Source organism: Chitinispirillales bacterium ANBcel5, assembly GCA_029688955.1.
In the GTDB taxonomy this organism is placed as follows: domain Bacteria; phylum Fibrobacterota; class Chitinivibrionia; order Chitinivibrionales; family Chitinispirillaceae; genus Cellulosispirillum; species Cellulosispirillum alkaliphilum.
Genome location: JARUKZ010000010.1, coordinates 67813 through 82614 on the forward strand (window position 1 = coordinate 67813; position 14802 = coordinate 82614).

15 protein-coding genes are annotated in these 14802 nt (G+C 41.7%); 6 read left to right on the forward strand and 9 right to left on the reverse strand.

Annotation, left to right across the window (positions count from 1 at the left end):
- Positions 1-8: 8 nt before the first annotated feature.
- The 5 genes from QA601_07465 to QA601_07485 all read right to left on the reverse strand — a co-directional run bounded on the left by QA601_07465 (position 9) and on the right by QA601_07485 (position 4037).
- Positions 9-929 carry a DUF5011 domain-containing protein gene (locus QA601_07465; GenBank protein ID MDG5814909.1) on the reverse strand — a complete coding sequence of 307 codons (921 nt, stop codon included), beginning with the start codon at positions 927-929 and terminating at the stop codon, positions 9-11.
- A 307-nt stretch (positions 930-1236) separates the two neighbouring features.
- Positions 1237-2049, reverse strand: a complete 813-nt coding sequence (locus QA601_07470; protein MDG5814910.1) for a family 1 encapsulin nanocompartment shell protein — start codon at positions 2047-2049, stop codon at positions 1237-1239.
- A gap of 41 nt (positions 2050-2090) precedes the next feature.
- Positions 2091-2435 (reverse strand): ferritin family protein, encoded by a 345-nt coding sequence (locus QA601_07475; protein ID MDG5814911.1) that lies wholly within the window; start codon positions 2433-2435, stop codon positions 2091-2093.
- A 45-nt stretch (positions 2436-2480) separates the two neighbouring features.
- Positions 2481-3506: a serine/threonine-protein kinase gene (locus QA601_07480; protein MDG5814912.1), complete on the reverse strand. Its 1026-nt coding sequence runs from the start codon at positions 3504-3506 to the stop codon at positions 2481-2483.
- A 15-nt stretch (positions 3507-3521) separates the two neighbouring features.
- Entirely contained in the window at positions 3522-4037 is a 516-nt protein-coding gene (locus QA601_07485) for a type 1 glutamine amidotransferase (GenBank protein ID MDG5814913.1), read from the reverse strand.
- Between the two features lie 298 nt (positions 4038-4335).
- On the opposite strand from QA601_07485, the gene QA601_07490 reads away from it, so the two are divergent.
- On the forward strand, positions 4336-4797 hold the full coding sequence (locus tag QA601_07490; GenBank protein ID MDG5814914.1) for a DUF302 domain-containing protein: 462 nt from the start codon (positions 4336-4338) through the stop codon (positions 4795-4797).
- Between the two features lie 20 nt (positions 4798-4817).
- Here QA601_07490 and yihA read toward each other — a convergent pair whose 3' ends face one another.
- Positions 4818-5450: a ribosome biogenesis GTP-binding protein YihA/YsxC gene (yihA, locus tag QA601_07495; GenBank protein ID MDG5814915.1), complete on the reverse strand. Its 633-nt coding sequence runs from the start codon at positions 5448-5450 to the stop codon at positions 4818-4820.
- Between the two features lie 188 nt (positions 5451-5638).
- Between yihA and trpD the strand changes: the two genes are divergently transcribed.
- The gene (gene trpD / locus QA601_07500) at positions 5639-6676 is read left to right on the forward strand and encodes an anthranilate phosphoribosyltransferase (GenBank protein MDG5814916.1); all 1038 of its coding nucleotides are present in this window, start codon (positions 5639-5641) and stop codon (positions 6674-6676) included.
- 21 nt (positions 6677-6697) lie between these two features.
- On the opposite strand, the gene QA601_07505 is transcribed toward trpD, so the two are convergent.
- From QA601_07505 to QA601_07515, 3 genes are read right to left on the reverse strand one after another with little or no spacing between them, the layout of a single operon-like run.
- Positions 6698-7870 carry a phosphoglycerate dehydrogenase gene (locus tag QA601_07505; GenBank protein ID MDG5814917.1) on the reverse strand — a complete coding sequence of 391 codons (1173 nt, stop codon included), beginning with the start codon at positions 7868-7870 and terminating at the stop codon, positions 6698-6700.
- A gap of 32 nt (positions 7871-7902) precedes the next feature.
- On the reverse strand, positions 7903-8985 hold the full coding sequence (gene serC / locus QA601_07510; protein ID MDG5814918.1) for a 3-phosphoserine/phosphohydroxythreonine transaminase: 1083 nt from the start codon (positions 8983-8985) through the stop codon (positions 7903-7905).
- Between the two features lie 35 nt (positions 8986-9020).
- Positions 9021-9653: a redox-sensing transcriptional repressor Rex gene (locus tag QA601_07515; protein MDG5814919.1), complete on the reverse strand. Its 633-nt coding sequence runs from the start codon at positions 9651-9653 to the stop codon at positions 9021-9023.
- A 272-nt stretch (positions 9654-9925) separates the two neighbouring features.
- Between QA601_07515 and QA601_07520 the strand changes: the two genes are divergently transcribed.
- The 4 genes from QA601_07520 (at position 9926) to QA601_07535 (ending at position 14782) form a co-directional block, all read left to right on the forward strand.
- Positions 9926-10900 (forward strand): DUF2225 domain-containing protein, encoded by a 975-nt coding sequence (locus tag QA601_07520; GenBank protein MDG5814920.1) that lies wholly within the window; start codon positions 9926-9928, stop codon positions 10898-10900.
- Between the two features lie 231 nt (positions 10901-11131).
- Positions 11132-12064, forward strand: a complete 933-nt coding sequence (locus QA601_07525) for an AAA family ATPase (GenBank protein ID MDG5814921.1) — start codon at positions 11132-11134, stop codon at positions 12062-12064.
- Entirely contained in the window at positions 12065-13897 is a 1833-nt protein-coding gene (locus QA601_07530) for a hypothetical protein (protein MDG5814922.1), read from the forward strand.
- Between the two features lie 3 nt (positions 13898-13900).
- Positions 13901-14782 (forward strand): hypothetical protein, encoded by an 882-nt coding sequence (locus QA601_07535; protein MDG5814923.1) that lies wholly within the window; start codon positions 13901-13903, stop codon positions 14780-14782.
- Positions 14783-14802: the final 20 nt, after the last annotated feature.

Here is a 14802-nt window from a genome sequence, read left to right on the forward strand (position 1 = left end):
GGTTTATTTTACCTCATAATGATAGCATACTGGGCATCCTGGCGGACAAAAATCAACGCATCACCATCCTTCTTTATATAATAGTCGCCGCTAAAATGAACTATGCCTGAGTTAATTAGGGTAAAAGATGGCTCCGGTGATCCAAAATCGTAAGTAACTTGTGACCTAATATCATTATAGAAAAACTGAGTACCTTCAGAATTATATGAGAATTCCTCAAGAGTGTTGGTCTGAGCATTATATTCAACTGTAAAAGCCGTAAGAACACTCAAGTCAGGGCCACCGGTACCAACAACTTCAAATTCCTGATACATGTTATCTATACTTGGCAATGGATCTGGCACAGGAACAGAGAACTGGTCCAAAAGTGTTTCTTCTTCAGGCTCTTGTTCAACAACTATTACCGTTCGCTCCGCTACAACAGTTTCTCCCCCAGAGGAGACTGTGTAAATCACCTTATATTCTCCCGGCACACTAGTATTAACCTGATCATCAGTCTCTACCAGATGGCCAATATCGAAGCCTCGATCATTGTATGCAGTTGCCCCCGGATCCCTAAAATCTGAGTACTGTTCTACAGTAATAGTACTTTCACCAACCATTTCAATCCTTAAGCCATCAGAAGGGGCTTGGTCACCACTATCGCCGTTGTCACCTGTATCGCCATTATTCCCATTATCGCCATTATCGCCATTATTCCCATTATCTCCATTATCCCCGGTGTCTCCAGAATCTCCATTGTCCCCGGTGTCTCCGTTATCACCACCATCTCCATTGTCGATGATTTGTTCATCCTCTCCGGGATCATCCGGTGATACTGAAGAATCGCAGTTATAGAAAAAAAGTGAAACCGCAGCCAGAAGACAAAAAGTTTTACAAGTTTTCCGGGAAAATAAACCCCACACTGTTTTGTTTTTAAAACAAAGCATAGAAAAAACCTTTCTTTTTATGGTTACTCTGATAATCCTAAAACCCTAATTCCAATTAAAAAAAATCAGCTTACTTTTATTCACCCATTGGAAAAAACCTCATTTAATCGCTTTAACTAAGACCTTATAATGGGTAGTACATTATTGTATAAGACTATAATATGATTAATTACCACATGCTCCAACAATGGATATTAAGTTGATTTTTCATTTCCCAGACAGAAGAGAGGATTTTTAGGGGGGATCGTTGAATTCGGGGGCACCCAAAGCTGCATCCAGAAACGTTTCTGGATGCAGCCGGCCTTTTCTATACCTGCATAACACACACCGACTCGGGAACATTTACCCTCAGTGCAATGCTTTCGGAAACAAAGAACACATACTCCATCCCCTCAGGGCCTTCAAATCCGGCCATTAAATCCTGTCCAAGGGCAATAGTGGCAAACTGCTCACCCGATGCAACCAACACCCCACCGGAGTTTAGTGCAGAAGCTTTTATTATTGAACCACCAACAAGGGATTTTAGGTGCTCAAATTCAAGCACCTCTTCCTGTGGATAACGCCTAAAGAGGCTGTTATAGAGTGTAGGTTCAAGAGCTAAACTGTATGGTCCATGAAAGCCAGCTTTGTCTAATTCATTTATGGCTTCAATTACCGATTCTGTTGCATCACCAACACCACTCCACTCTCTAAGCTTTGTCTTTTTTGTCCCTGGGGAATTGGTAAGACCATGTGTTTTCATTGGCTCTGAGCCATAATAGAGAAGTTTATCCTCCATTTTTGCACAGGTAAGAACACTTGAAACAAGGTCTTTCATATCAAACACTATTTTTGACTTGGTGTAAAGATCCAGATCGCGTCCATCCAAAGAGAATGAGCTTGAGATTAGAACAAGCGGTATTGACTGAGCGCTTATAAGTTGGGGACCGCTCTCTCCGTTACCCTCTATGTGCTGATCATGCATTGAAATACTTTTTACACCCAAGCCATATGGTCCTTCAATATGTAACAACTTTCGTGCGCTTAATTGCTGTGTTGCGACTGATTTTACAGTACTATCGATTAAATCCCATACACTTTCTTCAAAAGGTGCATCATCTCTATTTAGAAATTCGCTCATTACTAAGCCTCCCTAAGTGCAACAATAGTTAAGAAATAATCCTAATCTTTTAAATTTCCAACAGTTTTAATTTCCTTTTGCTGTGCAGCACCTTCTTCAAGCATTTCTTCAACTTCTTCGGCACCTTCTTGCATTAATTTTTTCTCATCTGGCAATAACAGCTCAAGCAGTTTCTGAAACTCCCCGGCATGGACCCGTTCTTCATTTGCCACATCCTGCAAAACAGCCTTGGCAAGCTTGTTATCGGTTGCATCTGCCAAAGCCTCATACAGATGAATGGCCTCTTCTTCAGCAGCAAGCGATAAGCGTATAGCCCTGCTTAATTCTCTTTCTGAAATTTTTTTCCCTGGAACCACACCAGAGAACGGGTTTACAAACTCAGCCATTTCTTTACTCCTTTCCCGATCGTGTACCAACACATTTTTTTATCTCTATTCCTGTCCAAAAAGTATATCAAACAGATTTATTTCATTATCATCAGTGATATTAATGCGCATTACACCATAGTACGCAAGGAGTACAGAGATACCGATGGTGAGCAATACTTTAAAAACCCTTCCCCTTTTTACCCCAATCTCTATTCTACCCTCTGTAGCATTTACAAAATAATCGATTACATCTTCTGGTAAATTACAGGTGAATTTGAGATGTATACCACTTAATTCTTCAAGAATGTTTGCAATACTTGGTGGACGTTTTTTTGCCTTTTTTGACATGCATGATTCTACCAGTCGAATCAATTGTGGTGGTAACTTCAATTTATATCGCTTAAGGCGCCTGTAGCGATTTTTCCTTTTAGCCCGATGTAGTCTTTTTCTCTTTTTTTGGCTAAATGCAGCTTGCCCTGTAATAAGTTCATACAAGATACAACCGAGTGAATAGATATCTTCTTTTACTCCCGAATCTTTTCCCTTTAATTTTTCGGGTGAACAGTACTTAACAAAGTTATCGTTTTCTTCAATTTTTTCTTTCCCCGCAAGAGGGGTACTTAAGCCTATATCAGTAACCTGTATGGTTCCGTCTTTAGTTAAGAAGACGTTTGAGGGCCTAAGGTTTCCATGAATAAATGAAATGGCATCATCCTGAGGACAATTAAGCTGATGTAAAGCCTTCAAAGCCTTACATACCATTATCCCCACTGAAGTACATACCTCCAGGGGAAATGCACCTCTGGTTGAGAGAAGCTCAGCTAATGTAGGCTCACTTACCCATTGCTGCTCAAGAAATGGCAAACCGTTATAAAACCCACTACCTAACACCGGAACAACTAAAGGGTGGTGGATCGACTCAAGGAGCTTTTTATCTACTCTAAAGGGTGATGATTTTGTCCTGAAAAGCTTAACTGCTCTAAGCTGCCCCTCAGGTAAAAGAGTCTGGTACACGATAGAATCGCTACCCTCTGAAACAGTACTGATTATTACTCCTGAACCAATTTGTCGTGTTTTTTTTGAATTCATGGTGTTTTAAAACTTTTAGTGTTTACTTAACATCTCAACACAGGTATTTAAAAATTGTGGTAAATCTTTAGGACCTCTGCTTGAGACCATATTTCCATCTATAACAACAGGTGCGTCTATATATTCTGCTCCTGCGTTTTTTATATCAACAGCAACTGATTTCCATCCCGTTAGTTTTCTCCCTTCAAGCACTCGAGCTGAAATAAGCAGCTGAGGTGCATGGCAAATTAAAAAAAGAGGCTTTTGAGTTTCCATAAATGCCCTCGCAAATACAACCGGCTCTTTATGAGCCCTGAGCCTATCGGGAGAATACCCCCCGGGAATAAACAGAGCATCGAACGCAGCCGGATCGGCTGATCCGGTTTCTAAATCGATTGCCACAACGGTCCCTTCCTTTTTTCCCTTTACCTCCGCTCCCTTCTTTAGTCCCAGGTGAACCAGCGAATGCCCAGCTTCCCTGAACGCTTTAGCGGGGGTAGTGTATTCAACGTCTTCAAACATATCATCAATGAGTATAGCAATAACAGCCATTCTCTTCTCCTTTTCTGTTTTTTAAGGTATCGCTTATTTCAGCAACACTGAGAGTAGAGCAAACTCTATTCCATTTACCTACCAGCTATGTAGTCACCGTCATATTCGTTAGAATTGAAAATGTGGAAAAGGATTTCTTAATACTGCAAACCTTCCACGACCTTTCCCCTAACCTGGGCATCGATACTAATGAATTAGATGCAGCCTGAGCTGGTCATGGTTTTTGCTTATCTGAGGATATTCAATTTAAAACGATATCACAGTTTCTAATTACTCGGTTTTGAAAGGATTTGTCATTATGATCAGCTATGGAATAAGCAAAAACTACTCTCTACCAATCCAAACAGTTCTCAAACAACTTCCAAAAGAGCTTACTAAAAAAGGGTTTAGTGTACTCTCAACCTATGACATTGAAGAAACATTTAACGAACATCTTGGGGTCAGCTTTAAACCTTATTATATAATCAGTGCAGCTATTCTCCCGCTTGCTTATAAGGCGCTATTGAAAGAAGAGCATTTTGGGGTAGTCCTTCCCTGCAACGTTGCAGTATTTAAGAAGTCAGATCAAACAGTAGTGACAGGAATTAATCCAAACACCTTCATGCACGTTATCAATAACGAAAATTTAAACGAAGGGGCCCTTGTGGTGGAAAGAAAGCTTCGTGAGGTGCTGATTGCACTGGAGAAACGTGAAAACAAGTTAAAGAGGGAAAAAAACAGCTACAAAGCTACTAAACAACTGGATAAAGTTGTAGCCTAACCATTACCAAAGGAACCGGCTTAACCCCGGTTCCTTTGACTTGAGTTTTCCTGACGCCACAACTCAAACATTTGCCAGAACCTCTCACGTGAAGAATGATCCGTTACCGTGTAAAGCAGGGTATCAGTTTTAAAATTAAATATTTTTTTAAATTGAGCAGCATTTTTAAGCTGATTATTTCTGGACAGTTTATCACTTTTGGTAAGAACAGGGAAAACCGGCAACTTAAGTTCATACAGCCAGCTTGCAGCCTCCTTATCAGCAGCGATGCCCGGATGCCTTATATCCAGTAACCATATAATCCCAGCCAAGTTCTCTCTTCCGGAACAATATTCACCAATTAATCTGCTCCATCGTTCCATCTCCCTGATTGAGGCCCGGGCGTATCCGTACCCGGGAAGATCGACCCATGCACTGCCATCACTGACCTTATACAAATTTGCAAGCGTTGTTTTCCCTGGTTTCTGTGATGTTCGCGCTATTACCCCCGATGAAAATACATGATTAATAAAGGATGATTTACCAACATTTGAACGCCCAAACACAGCATATTCATCCTCAGTAAGGGGGGGTAAATCTGAGAAATGCGCTGCTGATGTAACAAATTGAGCTTTATAAAGTTTGACCTTACCATGGGTTTTATCATTCATCATTTCATAAATTCCTAAAAAAAATGGTTATCTGTTTTGAACGTGATGGTGTAAGTTTTTATTTTTTATCTGCCACCCGGGCATAAATATAACCTTTTTTCCACTCTGCTGTTAAGCAATGCTTAGTATTGGTATAAATAAATAGGAGATTGTGCCTTTAAAGTAGCTTATCAGGCAGCCGGAGTAAATATATGACAATCAATGATGCCATAAAAACAATTGTATCTGGAAAAAACCTCAGCCTTAAAGAAGCCAGAGACACATTCACTACTATTATGAACGGAGAGGCGACCAGCGCTCAAATCGCCGCATTCATTATGGGGCTGCGAATGAAAGGGGAATCGGTTGAAGAGATCACCGCTGCAGCTGAAACTATGCGGGATAAAGCAACCAAGGTGATTCCTCAGAGTTGTGAACATCTGGTCGATACGTGTGGAACCGGAGGAGACAGCTCAAATACTTTTAACATCTCTACAGCTACGGCACTAGTTGCAGCAGGGGCAGGTGCCAGGGTAGCCAAACACGGCAACCGCTCAGTATCAAGTAAAAGTGGGAGTGCTGATGTACTTGAAGCACTCGGTGTGGATATCACTATTACTCCCCAGCAAATGAAAGAGTGCATTGAAAGGGTGGGAATAGGTTTTCTGTTTGCTCCAACACTCCATAAGGCGATGAAGTTTGCTGCAGCGCCCAGAAAAGAGATAGGAATACGAACGGTATTTAATGTTCTGGGCCCTCTTACAAATCCCGCTTTCACAAAACAACAACTCCTTGGAGTCTTCTCAGCCCACCTTACCGAGACTATGGCTACAGTGTTGAACAACACCGGTGCTACCAGAGCATTCGTTGTACATGGCCTCGATTCACTGGATGAAGTCTCTATATCTGCAGGCACCCGTGTATCGGAGGTAAAGGATGGGAAAGTAAAAACGTATACGGTTGAGCCAGAAGACTTTGGCCTAAAAAAATCACCCGCCAAACAGATTGAAGGTGCTGAAGCGAAGCAAAATGCAGCAATAATTACTACTATTTTAAACGGGGAAAAGGGTGCGCCCAGAGATATAGTAGTTCTTAATGCTGGGTTTGCATTGTGTGCAGCCGGAATGTGTGAAGAGCCAAGGGAGGGAGTAGAGCTTGCTCAGAGATCTATCGATTGCGGTTCTGCCCTTAACAAACTTGATGAGCTTGTTTCCCTTACCAACAGTTTCAAAACGGTTGCCCAGCCTTAGAGCTAAGCAACCATTCCTATATCATCGCGGATCTAAAAGACGGGCCATTATCACCCCGTCTATTGCCTCAATTTTTCCAGTTATATCCCCGCCAACTTTACCATCAATATCTATGATGTTGTAAGCAAGTTCTCCTTTATGCTTGTTGATCATATCAGCGATATTAATTTTTTCAGTAGCAAGCAGTGATGTAATCTGCCCCACCATGTTAGGGATATTTTTGTTGGCAATGATTAGTCTTGCAGTACCTGAGTAATCCATCTGACATTCAGGAAAATTAACAGAGTTTTTGATATTACCGTATTCAAGATAATCACGGACCTGATTTGCTGCCATTACTGCACAGTTGTCTTCAGATTCCGGAGTTGATGCACCCAGATGAGGAAAAGGGATGACATTTTCCTGTTTAAGAAGCTGCTCGTCGGGGAAATCGGTGACATAGGTGGATACGGTATTCTCTTCAAGAGCCTCAATCAGGTCGTTATTGTTAACCAGTCCACCACGAGAAAAGTTAAGCAGCCGTACGCCTTTTTTCATTATTGCAAAGCGTTCTTTATTAATCATCCCTTTGGTTTTTTCATTAAGAGGAACATGTATTGTAATGTAGTCTGATTCTGCAAGGAGGCTCTCCAGTCCCCTTGCTCTCTTAACACTGCTTGAAAGCCCCCAGGCCGCCTCAACAGAAATAAAGGGATCGTAGCCTGTAACTTCCATACCTAAAGCTATAGCATCATTTGCCACCATTACCCCTATTGCACCCAGACCAATAACACCAAGTCTTTTACCTCTAATCTCCGGGCCCGCAAAATTTGATTTACCTTTCTCAACGAGTTTTGGTACCTTATCTCCTTCACCAATAAGCCCTTTAGCCCAAAGTACACCGGGTACAAGTTTCCTTGAGGACATGAAAATACCTGTAAGTACCAGTTCTTTAACACCGTTTGCATTTGCCCCGGGAGTATTAAAAACCACCTGTCCATTTTCGGTGCATTTATCAACAGGGATGTTATTAACTCCTGCCCCTGCCCTGGCGATAGCCTTCACCGATGCGGGAATATCCATATCATGCATATTAAAGCTTCTCAGCACTACTGCATCAGGGTTGACTATCTCTGAAGCGATCTCATAATCATCTCGTGGAAACTGTTCGAGTCCCTTGTAACTAATCTTATTTAACGTCTGAATTTTGTACATTTTTTTCTCCTCAGTAGCTTTTGTTGGCACTTTTAGCTGTTTTCCTGTTCAAATTTTCTCATAAATTCCACCAAAGCTTTTACCCCCTCAACCGGCATAGCATTATAGATACTTGCCCTCATTCCACCTACCGATCTGTGCCCTTTGAGGTTAATCAGGCCGGCTTCTGTAGCACTTTTAATAAATGTTGCGTTAAGAGCATCCGTGGGAAGCACAAATGGTACATTCATAAGAGATCTGTGCTGTGGCTCAACGGTGGCCTTAAACAGTTTTGAATCATCCAGAAAACCGTAGAGGATTGCAGCCTTTTCATCATTTATTTTCTGTATTGCTTCAACACCTCCGGCTTCCTTTAACCACTGGAAAACTAGCTTTGCCATATAGATTGGATAGCAGGGAGGGGTATTATACATTGAACCACTCTCAGCGTGTGTTTTGTAGGTAAGCATAGTAGGTGTAAAATCCAGTTTCTGATCCAACAGATCATCTCGTATTATTACTACTGTAACACCTGCCGGGCCGATATTTTTCTGTGCCCCTGCGTAGATAATACCAAAGCGTGTTACATCCATCTTTTCAGAGAGGATATTTGAAGACATATCGGCTACAATCGGTACATTACCGGTATCAGGCAATTGAGTGTACTTGGTACCAAAGATAGTATTATTGGTAGTGATATGTACATATGCAGCATCGGGATCGAACATATCCTTTGTAAGTGAAGGTATGTAGGTAAAATTCTTATCCTGTGATGTAGCCACTTCATTAATCTGTCCATATCTTTTAGCTTCAGCGATTGCCTTTTTTGACCACATTCCTGTGTTTATATAATCTGCTTTTTTGGATTTACCCATAAGGTTAAGAGGAACCGCAGCGAATTGAGTTGATGCACCACCCTGAAGAAACAGAACTTTGTAGTTTTCAGGAATGTCCATGAGTTGCCGGATAAGTGCTTCTGCCTGGGTAATGATATCCATAAAGGCAGAGGAACGGTGGCTCATCTCCATTACAGATGTTCCGGTTCCGTTATAATCAAGCAACTCTGATGCAGCCGTCTTAAGTACCTCTTCTGGAAGTGTAGATGGTCCTGCACTAAAATTATACACTCTGCCCATGAAACTTCTCCCTTCTTAAAATTAGTAAAATAAAGCTAATTGTTTTCTCTTAAATGTAACAGTGCTGAAAGCACCCTGAATTCACCGGTCAAATCCACATTACGAACAAGTACAGAAGAGGGGGCTTTTATGACTACCGGGGTAAAGTTTATTATCCCCTCTATTCCCCCATCAATCAAACGTTGAGCAACCTCCTGTGCGCCCGATGATGGAACGGTGAGTATTGCAAGCTCAATGTGCATCTTCTTCACTGTTTCTGTTATTTCATAAGCCGGAAACAAATTGACCCCGCTGTGCATTGTTTCAATCAGATTTATGTTAGAGTCAAACCCTGCAACGATTTTAAACTCTCCCCCCCTGAAGCGCTCATGATGAAGAATAGCAGACCCAAGATGCCCAAGCCCTACCACACAAGTCACCTTCTCTCTGTTAAAACCCATTCTTAGCGCAATAAGCTCTATGAGGTTTATTACATTGTATCCCCCACCCGCGCTGGCGGTTTCACCAAGATAGCTTATATCTTTTCGCACATTGTGTGCACCCACCCCCAATATTTCACCCAGTGCAGAGGAGGACACCCGCTGCTGACCACTCTCGTTAAGATCACAAAGGACCTGATAAAGAGTACAGAGCCGGGCTACTGCAGGGAGTGGAATTGAACTAGCCATTAAGCCTCCTGTGAAAGTTTTCACAATTAATATAACACCATCACGGGAAACATGCAAGCATTTTTTTGTTTCAGAGCACAGAAAACGCAGCAAATTAACCCTTTTTGTGATTTTTTTCACAGACGTTAAACCCTTACAGCTAATATTAGGGGTTGATTTATCCACTGAAAGGTGAGATAATATCAAAACAGTTAACCAGATTATCGCCATCGCCGTATCAGGCTGCACAAAAGGGCCATTTGCGCAGTCTATTTAGTTTTAGAGGAGCATTCATGGCAATAAATGTTAATGAAGTAAAAAGAAGGTTGCTTGTATTACTCAATAACCCCAATTTGGTGAATGAGTATATACGGCAGTACGGTCCTACAATTGACATAAAGTGTATCAAAGCAGTAAAAGAGAGCCAAAAACGCAATATCCCCCCTGATGCTAAGCACCAGGATGGTGATGATCCCATTTTTGAGATAAAGGCAAAGTGCCCGGTGTGCAATAAAGAAGAGATTACGGGGTATGAACTCAGGGCAAAAACGCAGCAAGTTACGCAAAACCGCTTCCTGGTCCCTTCTTATACCGGAACACAAAATTATAACACTGTCGACTATTCGTTGATCGCAGTAACCATTTGCCCCCGCTGTCTTTACGCATCCCCGGACAAAAAGGATTTCATCCGTCACCAGATCGCTTCGGGTGTTGAGGTTAAAAGCCAGCTTTCGGGAAGTATCCTGATAACTCTTCAGGAAAAAATTGGTGAACGCAAAGCCTTGCTGAATTCGATCACCGATTATGAAACCTATTTTGTCCGTCCACGCTATTACGATTCAGCTATGGATAGTTACCGTCTGGCGATGTCCAGAGCCAAGGTAGAAGCCTGGTATGAACTTCCCTATTCCTATTACAAATTAGGCTCCTATGCATTAAGAATCGCCAAGATTATGAAAGACAGCTCTTTGGATGACACCGAAACGCTTGAAGAAGCCTTAAGTTATTTTGAAGTAGCGTTCAGGACTTCAAACTGCCCGGCTGAAGACCTTGAGATGCAGGTAATCTATCTTATCATTGCAATCAATATACGGTTGAACGACTTTAATAAGGCAAATTCCTATATTTCAGTATTCAGCAATCTAAAAAACACAAGAATCGCCGAAATGAAAGAAAATCCACAACTTACTACTACTATTATCGATAAGTGGAACGACAGAGCAAAATTTCTCTGGGAGGATCGCCATTGTCCCTCGCTCTTTGAGTAAAAATGATGTAGAAGAACCCAAAATCCTCCATAGCCCCCCCCTGAGTTTTGCTGATTAAGTCTTAGAATTTATTCTCTACGTATCAGATCAGCAAAACTTTTATAATTCATAGAATTTATTTTCTTCTGTTTCGTATTTTTCATCTATATTCATTAGTTTGTTTCAGGTTCCGCATAGAGTACAGAAAAACCGAACTGAATTTGTAATCTTATTTTGGAAGAGTTTGCACGTATGGAAAAAGTTACCATAGGAAATGTAGAGTTGGTTCTTTCACATCCGGTTAAAACAGAAATGGAGTGGATCGGACAGGGCGAACCGATACGTCAGCTTGCAGCCTGCTGGATGGTGCTTGAGGAGTCTGATATAGCACTTACTCCCCGCATTATCGGTCTTCCCGGTATAGGGAAAACTACCCTTGCCATGGCTGCGGCGAGGCAGCGAAATCAGGATGTGTACGTAATGCAATGCACATCAGACACCCGACCTGAGGACCTGCTGGTAAGCCCGGTTCTGTCCCAGGATGGAAAAATATCCTACCATGCCAGCCCTCTTCTCAGTGCAGCTATAAAGGGAGGGGTGGCGATCCTTGATGAAGGCAACCGAATGTCTGAGAAGTCCTGGGCATCTCTTGCCGGGCTGTTTGATCACCGTCGCATGGTAGAGTCGATAGTAGCAGGTATCACTGTAACTGCACATGCAGATTTCAGAGCTGCAGTTACCATGAATGAAGATTCCTCAACTTTTGAAATTCCCGACTATATCATGTCTCGTCTTCAACCCGGTATTCGCATTCCGTTTCCACAGCGCGAAGATGAGTTGCGCATCCTCTCCTACAGCCTTCCGTTTAGTTCTAAAGAGGTTTTGGATATCTGTGTTGATTATTTGCAAAGAGCTCATGAACTTGATCTTCCCTACTCGGTCCGTGATGGAATCAATGCTATGCGATATACACTTAAGTTACTTAATAGTGGTGAGCAACAAAAGGACACCCAGAGTGTGTTTAATGAAGCACTGAAGCAAATTTTAGGAGATGAAGCTCTTGATCTTGAAAAACTTGCTTCCAGACGCAAAAATTCCGGTGAACACCTTCCATCAATGAATCTGGGGGATTTTTTCTTTCCCGATGATGAGGACCTGAATCCAGATAATGATGAGGAATACTGAGTGAAACTTGCTTCTGAAATAACTTTAATACCTGTTTTGCACGGTAAAATCGCATTTGCTGCGCATGTTCGTAAACTCTGCAATTCCGAAAATTTTGATGCTATAGCTATCGATGTACCGCTTACTTTTGAGCAGGATTTAGGAGAAGCGGTTGACAGACTACCTTTTATCAGTGCGCTGACAGCTAAAGACAATGAGGACCATCTCTTTTATGTACCCATCGATCCCTGCGATTCGACTATTGAGGCTGTTCGCCAGGCAAGGCAAAAGAGAATACCCTTTCACTGTATAGGATTTCCAAAGCTCTCTATCCCCTCACCGATGCAGGGGCTTCCGGATGAGTACGCAATTAATTCTGTAGGATTTGATACCTTTAGCGCCTTGTGTCTTCATGCTGCAAAGTTACCGCAAAAAGGTTCTTATAACGATGAAGCTGCACGGTTTATTGCACACAAACTTTTACAATTAAAACAGTCCCAAAAAAATGTTTTAGCTTTGGTGCATTTTCGAAGGTTTGCTGCGGTTGTTAAACATTTTGGCAAAGAGGAGACCTATAACGCTCTCTTTGCTCCAGCACCTACCTATTCTCTTTCCAAATTTCTTATTAATCCAGACCACCTGTACTTTGCACTTGGAGAGCTTCCGTTTGTAACTGCAAAATTTGAAAAGGAAAGACAAAACATATTTTCTGAGCCTGTCGATATAATTGATTGCATAAAGGATCTTTTCAGAGAGACCAGGGATGATTATATGGACCACAGCATTGCAGCCGAAGAACTTTCACCTGTCAGGATACAGGCTGCTTTGAGCTATCTGAGAAATTTAACCGTTATGTCCCAACGATTCTTGCCATCACTTTTTGATATAATTGAAGCTGCAAAGGGGGTGGGTGGAAACGCTTACGCAGTACGAATACTTAAAAGTGCACGATATTACCCTTTTCTGCCCTTCGATTCCAATGAAAGAATTATGGATACAGGAATCAGCAATGTTGCGTTATCTTCTGAAGTGGGGCCGGGTGATAAAAAGGAAATTTTCGAATCAACCAATTTGTTCCGGGATATGCAGATGCACTGGAAAACTCTTTCCATCAAACCTGATCCGTCTTTAGAGAAGAGGAAAAAATATAAGTACACCTGGAATCCGTTGGGTATGTGCTCACATCAGCCTGAGGATATACGTATAGAAAATTTCAATTCACACTTAAGGCACCGTTCACTGCAAATTCTTTCAGAGAGCTACAGCAAATCAGAAAAATTTACATCTTCTGTAAAAGATGGGATAGATATACGTGAAACATTACGAAACTGGTACACAGGTGACATCTATGTAAAAGAAATACCGCCGGTTAAAGGCAAAATTGATACTGTGGTGATTTTGTTTGATGAAAATAATGATCACCTGTATCCTCACCGCACTGTCTGGTATGCAGAACATGATCAGGAATCGACTCTTACTTTTTATGCTTCTGACCCCTTTGAAGACCTTATCGGTCCCGGTGTTGCCAGATGTACTTATGGTGGTTTATCTCTTCTTTTTCCACCAAGAACGATTCCCAGTGCATTTGAAGTTACAGGTGAATTGAACCTTACTGACTGTGCTTCTAAACTTGTTGCGGGGGCACTGATGTTTAGCAGAGAGAAAGCTGTGGCAATTGTATCGGCCCAAAAGCCAGATATTAAAAAACGTATGCTGGCTTCCAGGTTTAAAAAGCATCTGGTATGGATACCCATGGCCTCTTTTTCAAGCGAAACATTACGCAAACTTCGCCGGTTTCATATACTGAATGGTAAAAACGTGAGAAGCTGGGCATCTCGTTTCATAGGGGATTAACGTATGATGAGTAAAAAAGTACGTTTCATTCTATTTGTGGTTACAGTGCAGGCTTCAATACTTTTTGCACTGGAGCCGGAGTTTTTTGATTCTCTTGAGGTACGTCTCAGAAATGATTACCGAATTTGTACCGGAAACAGATCTAACCCTTCAACACACTACCTTATAAGGTGGAAAAGGGAGATTGATGAGCTGTTATCATCAACTGATTCCGATTCTCTGCAAAAAGCCTACCTGCGTATGACCAATCGAGATCCGCATGATGTCAGGCCTTGTGAAATTGCCGTCTGGTATAAAGAACAGCTCACTCAGGAGCAGCAGCTTCAAGTGTCGTTAGAAGAGATTGTTAGAAGTAAGGAACTTGCTGAAGCTGATTCTGTGTCTGTAACCCATGAGTTATCTTCCCTGCAAAACCGACCTGCTGATTTTTTTGCAATGCCCGCAGGTATTACACCCCAGAGCTTTAAATGGCTTTTTAAAAGAAATACAGACAGAGAGCTTACAGAGAACAACTCCAGTTATGTTGCAGATTCGATCTATATACAAAACAGGCCATTTACTGCCACATTCTACTTTGATGAGCACGACAGGTATTTCAAATATGAGTTGGTTTCACCATTAGCCCCTGCGGATTCACTTGATCTCAGAGTAAGGCAAGATGCAGCAATTCTTGAAAACCACTTTAAAGGAAAGTTGGAACTTTCTCCTGAAGTTTTCCGTGTCGGTTTTTTTGATATAAAGGAGGGAAAAGGCGCCACATACAGAAGCTGGCAGAATGAGGCTTTTTCGATCACTATACAGCTTTCAACAGCAAACAATCTTTATTATACCAAAGCAGTTGTTCAGTACTCCTTGAATATGTTAAACCTTAAAGAGTCGCAATGAACATTTCATTTCCTTTTTTA

Coding starts and splice junctions, on each gene's coding strand:
- QA601_07515 (MDG5814919.1), bottom strand. CDS start 9,653: ATGGCTAGTTCAATTCCACTCCCTGCAGTAGCCCGGCTCTGTACTCTT.
- QA601_07535 (MDG5814923.1), top strand. CDS start 13,901: ATGATGAGTAAAAAAGTACGTTTCATTCTATTTGTGGTTACAGTGCAG.
- QA601_07485 (MDG5814913.1), bottom strand. CDS start 4,037: ATGGCTGTTATTGCTATACTCATTGATGATATGTTTGAAGACGTTGAA.
- QA601_07465 (MDG5814909.1), bottom strand. CDS start 929: ATGCTTTGTTTTAAAAACAAAACAGTGTGGGGTTTATTTTCCCGGAAA.
- QA601_07480 (MDG5814912.1), bottom strand. CDS start 3,506: ATGAATTCAAAAAAAACACGACAAATTGGTTCAGGAGTAATAATCAGT.
- serC (MDG5814918.1), bottom strand. CDS start 8,985: ATGGGCAGAGTGTATAATTTTAGTGCAGGACCATCTACACTTCCAGAA.
- QA601_07470 (MDG5814910.1), bottom strand. CDS start 2,049: ATGAGCGAATTTCTAAATAGAGATGATGCACCTTTTGAAGAAAGTGTA.
- QA601_07505 (MDG5814917.1), bottom strand. CDS start 7,870: ATGTACAAAATTCAGACGTTAAATAAGATTAGTTACAAGGGACTCGAA.
- yihA (MDG5814915.1), bottom strand. CDS start 5,450: ATGATGAATGATAAAACCCATGGTAAGGTCAAACTTTATAAAGCTCAA.
- QA601_07475 (MDG5814911.1), bottom strand. CDS start 2,435: ATGGCTGAGTTTGTAAACCCGTTCTCTGGTGTGGTTCCAGGGAAAAAA.
- QA601_07520 (MDG5814920.1), top strand. CDS start 9,926: ATGGCAATAAATGTTAATGAAGTAAAAAGAAGGTTGCTTGTATTACTC.
- QA601_07490 (MDG5814914.1), top strand. CDS start 4,336: ATGATCAGCTATGGAATAAGCAAAAACTACTCTCTACCAATCCAAACA.
- QA601_07525 (MDG5814921.1), top strand. CDS start 11,132: ATGGAAAAAGTTACCATAGGAAATGTAGAGTTGGTTCTTTCACATCCG.
- trpD (MDG5814916.1), top strand. CDS start 5,639: ATGACAATCAATGATGCCATAAAAACAATTGTATCTGGAAAAAACCTC.